The organism is Nonomuraea sp. ZG12 (assembly GCF_052068115.1).
Classification (GTDB): Bacteria; Actinomycetota; Actinomycetes; order Streptosporangiales; family Streptosporangiaceae; genus Nonomuraea.
The window spans coordinates 1-7328 of the sequence record NZ_JBQHCW010000063.1; the positions used below are offsets into that span (position 1 = coordinate 1).

Genomic DNA, 7328 nt, shown 5'->3' on the forward strand with positions numbered 1-7328 from the left:
TCCCCGACACCCAACCCCGGACGAGCCCCCACGAACTCACCCAACCGACCAGCCTGCGCCCCCAACCCAGCACCCGAACGCGCCGACACCAACCACGCCACCGCCGACCCCGACAACACCGGCAAACGCGGACTTTCGGTGGCGGGAGGTTCGACGGCCGCGGGGGCTTCTTCGATGATGACGTGGGCGTTGGTGCCGCTGATCCCGAACGACGACACCCCGGCCCGCCGGGGACGGCCGTCGACCGGCCACGGCTTCGGCTCGGCCAGGAGCTCGATGTCTCCCGCCGCCCAGTCGATGTTCTCCGCCGGTTCCTCGGCGTACAGGCTGCGGGGCAGTTCCTGATGCTGCAGGGCAAGCACCATCTTCATCACGCCGGCGGCGCCGGCCGCGCTCTGGGTGTGGCCGAGGTTGGACTTCACCGACCCGAGCCACAACGGCCGGCCTTCAGGACGGCCCTGCCCGTACGTGGCCAGCAACGCCTGCGCCTCGATCGGGTCGCCCAGCGTCGTACCGGTGCCGTGCGCCTCCACCACATCGACATCCCCGGCCGACAACCGCGCGTTGGCCAGCGCCGCCCGGATCACCCGCTGCTGCGACGGACCGTTCGGCGCCGTCAACCCGTTCGACGCGCCGTCCTGATTCACCGCACTGCCCCGCATCACGGCCAAAACCGGATGCCCGTTGCGGCGGGCATCCGACAGCCGCTCCAGCAGGATCATCCCGGCGCCCTCGGCCATGCCGATACCGTCGGCCGAGGCCGAGAACGCCTTGCAGCGGCCGTCCTGGGCCAGGCCACGCTGCCGGGAGAACCCGACCAACGCCCCCGGCGTCGCCATGATCGTGACACCACCGGCCAGCGCCAGCGAACACTCCCCCGCCCGCAACGCGGACGCGGCCAGATGCATGGCCACCAACGCCGACGAACACGCCGTGTCGACGGTGACCGCCGGTCCCTCCAGGCCCAGGGTGTAGGAGACGCGTCCGGACAGGACGCTCGTCGAGCCCCCGGTCAGCAGGTGGCCTTCGGAGCCCGTCGAGGCGAAGAGTCCGTACCCCAAGGCCGCCCCACCGGCGAAGACCCCGGTCTGCGATCCCCGCAGGCTCATCGGGTCGATCCCGGCCCGTTCCAGCGCTTCCCACGAGATCTCCAGCAGCAGGCGCTGCTGCGGGTCCATGCTGAGCGCCTCACGCGGACTGATCCCGAAGAACCCCGGATCGAACTCGGCGGCGTCGTGTACGAATCCGCCGGACCTGGCGTAGAAGGTGCCGGCCTTGTCGGGGTCCGGGTCGTACAGGCCGTCTATGTCCCAGCCCCGGTCCAGGGGCAGCTCCGTCACCGCGTCGCCGCCGGCGGCCAGCAGGTCCCACAACGATTCCGGGTCACGGACGTCGCCCGGGAACCGGCAGCCCATGCTCACGATCGCGATGGGTTCACCGGGCTCGATCGGGGCGGTGATGGGCGCCGGCCCGTCCGGGCTCAGGACGCCGAGCAGCTCCGAGGCGAGGTGACCGGCCAGGACCGTGGCGGTCGGGTAGTCGAACACCAGCGTGGCCGGCAGCCGCAACCCGGTCGCGGCGCTCAGCCGGTTACGCAGGTCCACGGCGGTCAGCGAGTCGAACCCGAGGTCGGTGAAGGCCCGGCTCAGCTCGACCGCGCCGGCCGACGTATGCCCCAAAACGGCGGCGACGTGCGTACGCACCAGATCCGTCAGCACCCGATCGCGTTCGGCCGCAGACACGCCGGCCAGTCTCCGGCGTAGGGTGTCCGCCAGCGCTCCCTGGTTCGCGGCTGAGGCCGTGGTCAGCCGAGCCGGCCCGGCCAGCCCTCTCAGCAGGGCGGGGATCTCGGCGCCACGGGCGGCCTGGGCGCGCATCCCGGCGACGTCGAACCTGACCGGCAGCAGCACGGCCTCGTCCCGGGCGAGGGCAAGATCGAGCAGGGTGAGGCCCTCGTCGGCGGACAATTCGGCGGCGCCGCTGCCGGTGATCCGGTCGAGCAGGCCCTTGCTCAGGTTCCGGCCGATCCCCTCGCTGGCCATCCAGGCTCCCCAGGCCAGGGAGACGGCGGGCAGGCCGGCGGCGCGGCGGCGGGCGGCCAGCGCGTCGAGGAAGGCGTTGCCCGCCGCGTAGTTGCCCTGGCCTGGCCCGCCGAACGTGGCCGCGGCCGAGGAGAACAGGACGAACAGGTCCAGATCGAGACCCAGGGTCAGCTCGTGGAGGGTCCACGCCGCGTCGGTCTTGGGCCGCATCACGGCGTCGACCCGGTCGGGAGTGAGTGAGCCGATGATGCCGTCGTCGACGACTCCGGCGGTGTGGACGACGCCGGACAGAGTGGTTCCGGCCGGAAGACCGGCGAGCAGCCCGGTCACGGCGGCCCGGTCCCCGACGTCGCACGCGGCGACCAGCACGCCGGCCCCGGCGGCCGCGATGCCGGCGGCCAGAGCCCCGACTCCAGCGGCGGCCGGCCCGGAGCGGCTGACCAGGATCAGCTGACCGGCCCGGCCGCCGGCGGCCAGGTGCCTGGCGGTGAGACCGGCCAGCTTCCCGGTGCCACCGGTGACCAGGACCGCGCCGGGAACGCGGGGGGACGGCGCCTGATCATCCTTCATGGTGCCGGCCGGTGTGGCGGCGACGGACGGGCGGGCCAGCCGCCGGCCGTAGGCGCTGCCGCCGCGAACGGCGAGCTCCGGCTCCGCGGCGTCCAGCGCGGCGACCAGCACCCCGACCGCATCCGGGGCCTCACCGATGTCGTCCTGAGCGGGCAGGTCTGCCAGGACCAGCCGGCCGGGGTTCTCCGACTGCGCTGAGCGGAGCAGCCCCCAGGCCGCCGCGGCGCCCAGATCGGCCACCGTCTCGCCGGGTACGGTCGCGACCGCCCCCTGGGTGACGACGACCAGGCGCGCCGGCAGCTCCAGCGCCAGCCATCGCTGCGCCAGCCCCAGCGCCTCACCGGTCACTCGTCGGGCGGCCGCACCCTCATCCACGTTTTCCCGGCCGTGAGCCGCCGTGCCGACACCGGCCAGCACCACCTGACCGTGAGCCGCCGTGCCGACACCGGCCAGCACCACCTCCGGAGCCGTGCCACCCGCCTCGATCTCCGCCGACAGCGCGGCCAGATCGGTGTAGGCGCTCACCGCGACGCCGGTTACTTCCAGGCGCTCGGTCAGCCTCAGCCGGTCGGGCCCGGTGACCGCCCAGTGGCCGCTCGGGGCGGACTCCCGCACCGGAACGGGAATCCATTCGATGCTGAACAGGGCCTCCCTCAGCGCGCCTCCAGCCGCCGGGGCCGCCACCGGTCGCAGCACCAGCGATTCGACCGAAACAACCGGATTCCCCGTCGGGTCGGCCGCGACCAGCGACAACGCGCCGGTCGCCGACTGCCGCACCCGGGCCCGCAGCACCGACGCACCGACCGCGTACAACGACACCCCGGACCAGGCGAACGGCATCCGCGCGCCACCCGCGTCGGCGGCCGGCTCGGCCAGCCAGACGGCGTGCAGAGCGGCGTCCAGCAGGGCCGGGTGGAGGCCGAAATCACCGGCGTTGCCGGCGATGCCCTCCGGCAGAACGACCTCGGCGAAGACCTCGCCGTCGCGCCGCCAGGCCGCCCGTAAACCTTGGAACGCGGGCCCGACCCCAGCGGCCGCCGCCAGCTCCTGGTGTACGCCGTCCACCGGCACGACCACGGCGCCGGCCGGGGGCCAGACGGTGAACTCACTCTCGGCGAAACCGGCGGGCGGCCGGGCCGGAGCGATCCGCCCGGTGGCGTGCCGGATCCACGGGACACCGGCGTCCACCGGACGGGCGAAGATCTCGATCTCCCGCTGGCCGTCATCGTCCGGGGCACCCACGGTGACCTGGACCTGGACGGCATCGGTCGCGGGCAGCACCAGGGGCGCGGCCATGGTCAGCTCGTCGATCCGGGTGCATCCCAGCCGTGATCCGGCCACCATGGCGAGCTCGGCGAACCCGCTTCCGGGGAAGAAGACCGTCCCGTCCATCTCGTGATCGGCGAGCCAGGGCTGGGTCGTCAGCGACAGCCGCCCGGTGAACACGAGGGCGTCACCGTCAGCCAGCTCGACCACGGCGCCGAGCAGCGGATGCCCGACCGATCCCAGACCGGCGGAGGCGACGTCGGCGGCGCCGGCCGCGGCCTCGGGCCAGTACCGTTGCCGCTGGAAGGCATAGGTCGGCAACTCGACCTGTTCGCCCATCGGCAGCACCGCCGCCCAGTCCACCGCGACACCCTGAACGTGAACCTCGGCCAGGGAAGCCAGCAACCGCGCCGGGCCACCGTCGTCCCGCCGCAACGTCCCCGACACCACCGGGGACGCATCATGCGCGTCGGTGATCGCCGCAGTCAGTACCGGGTGTGCGGAGGTCTCGATGAACACCCCGTACTCGCCCAGCGCTTCGATCGCCCGGCTGAACTGGACGGTCGCCCGCAGGCTGGCGTACCAGTAGCCTGCGTCCAACTCGGGGCCTTCGAGGAACTCACCGGTCATCGCCGACACCATCGGGATCCGGCCCGCCTGCGGGGTGACACCGTCCAGCAGCCCCAGGATCTCCTCACGCAACGAATCCACCTGCGGACCATGCGAGGCGTAATCCACCGGCAGCATCCGCGCCCGGACACCATCGCGCTCACACCCGGCCAGCACCTCCGCCAGCGCCTCCGGATCACCGGAAACGACCGTGGCATCCGGCCCATTGACCGCAGCCACCGAGGCACGCCCGTCCAACGACGCCACCCGAGCCTCGACCGCATCCGCAGACTCGGCGATCGAGAGCATCCCGCCCCGGCCCGACAGAGCCGTCAGCGCCTGGCTGCGCAGCGCAACGATCTTCGCGGCGTCCTCCAGCGACAAGATCCCGGCGACCACCGCTGCGGCGATCTCCCCCTGCGAATGCCCCACCACGGCATCCGGCTCCACCCCAGCCGCCTGCCACACCGCAGCCAGCGACACCATCACCGCCCACAACACCGGCTGAACCACATCCACCCGGTCAAGCCCCGAAGCACCAGCCAGGACATCGTCCAAAGACCAGTCCACGTACGGAGCCAAAGCCCGACCACACTCAGCCAGCCGAGCCGCGAACACCGGGCTGCTCTCAGCCAGCTCCCGACCCATGCCGACCCACTGCGACCCCTGACCCGGGAACACGAACACCACCCGGCCGGCGTCCCCGTCGGCCGGAACCGTGCCGCTGATCACGCCGTCGGCCGGTTCGCCGGCGGCGATCGCGGCCAGTCTCGCGGTCAGCTCGTTCCGATCCTGGCCGAGCAGGACCGCGCGATACTCGAACGCCGATCGGGTGGTGGCCAGGGACCAGCCCACGTCCCTCGGGTCCGGAGACTCATCGGCTGAGGTGAAGTCACCCAGCCGCTGGGCCTGGGCGGCCAGGCCGGCGGCACTGCGGGCCGAGAGCAGCCAGGCCGTGGTGCCACCGGTCAACACCCTCGCGGCGGTGTCGTCCGGGGCGGCCGTGCCGGTCGTGTCGCTGGTGTCCGGGTCGGGGGCTTCTTCGAGGATGGTGTGGACGTTGGTGCCGCTGCCCCCGAAGGCCGACACACCGGCTCGGCGGGGGCGGTCGCCCACTGGCCAGGCGACGGGCTCGTTCAGCAGCCGTACCTGACCCGACGACCAGTCGATGTGCGGCGAGGGCTCGTCCACGTGCAGGGTTCGCGGCAACTCCTGATGCCGCAGAGCCAGCACCATCTTAATGACAGCGGCCATCCCAGCCGCCGCCTGCGTGTGCCCGATGTTCGACTTCACCGAACCCAGCCACAACGGCCGCCCCTCCGGCCGATCCTGACCATACGTCGCCAGCAACGCCTGCGCCTCGATCGGATCGCCGAGAACCGTCCCGGTGCCGTGCGCCTCCACCACATCGACATCCCCGGCCGACAACCGCGCGTTGGCCAACGCCGCCCGGATCACCCGCTGCTGCGACGGACCGTTCGGCGCCATCAGCCCGTTCGACGCGCCGTCCTGGTTCACCGCGCTACCACGGACGACCGCGAGAACCGGATGCCCGTTACGGCGAGCATCGGAAAGCCGTTCCAGTACGAGGACGCCCGTACCCTCGGCGATCCCCATGCCGTCGGCGCTCGCTCCGAAGGCCTTGCAGCGACCGTCGCGCGCCAGCCCGAGCTGTGAATTGAAATCGGTGAACATCACGGGGGTGGCGGCGACGAACGCGCCGCCGGCCAGGGCCAGGGTGCACTCCCCCGACCGCAGCGCCTGCCCGGCCAGGTGCAGTGCCACCAGCGACGACGAGCAGGCCGTGTCCACCGACACCGCCGGGCCTTCCAGACCCAGCACGTACGACATCCGCCCCGACAACACACTGCTCGACATGCCAGTGAACAGGTGTGCCTTGTCGCCGCCCGCCTCCTGCTGCCGGTCGAGGCCGTACCCGGACCAGGAGGCTCCGACGAACACCCCGGTCGCCGACCCGCGCAACAGCCCAGGGTCGATGCCGGCCCGCTCCAGCGCCTCCCAGGAGGTCTCCAGCAGCAGCCGCTGCTGCGGGTCCATGCTGAGCGCCTCACGCGGCGAGATCCCGAAGAACCCCGGATCGAACTCACCCGCGTCATACAAGAACCCGCCGCGAGGAGCCTGACCCCGCTCGGCCGAGGCTGGGTCCTGGATGGCTGTCATGTCCCAACCCCGGTCGGCCGGCAGATCCGACACGACGTCCGCCCCGGTAGCCAGCAGCCGCCAGAACTCCTCCGGACCACGCACCCCACCAGGAAAACGACAGCCGATGCCGACGATCGCGATCGGCTCATCCGAAGCGGTCGCCGTGACGATCACGGCATCATCCCGGTCACCCAGCAGCCGCGAGCGTAGGAAACCCGCCAGCGCCGCTGAGGTCGGGTAGTCGAAGACCAGCGTGGCCGGCAACGTCATCCCAGTGGCGGCGTTCAGCCGGTTACGCAGATCCACGGCAGTCAGCGAGTCGAAACCGAGGTCCTTGAACGCCCGCCCGACCGCCAGCGCCTCCGGAGAGGAATGGCCCAGGACGACGGCCGCCTCGGTCCGGACCAGATCCGTGAGCAGCCGGATCTGATCCGCCCGGTTCAGGCCGGTCAGCCGGGCCGTCAACTCTGTGCCGGCGGTGGTCCGGTGCTCTTCGGTGCTGGTGGGGGTCGGGTCGCTCAGGGCTTGCCGGGCTTCGGGCAGATCACCGATCAGCGGACTGGGCCGCTGCACCGTGAGGACCGGCGCGAACCGGGCCCAATCGATGTCGGCGACCGTGACCGGCCCCTCACCATGATCCAAAGCCTGCGCCAGCACACCGATCGCCAACTCCGGATC

General features: G+C 72.1%; 1 protein-coding gene. It reads right to left on the bottom strand.

Going from position 1 to position 7328, the window contains the following annotated elements; genetic code table 11:
* Positions 1-7328 (bottom strand): beta-ketoacyl synthase N-terminal-like domain-containing protein (locus ACTMTF_RS49150; RefSeq protein ID WP_441116999.1); only part of this gene is annotated, 7328 nt, incomplete at both ends.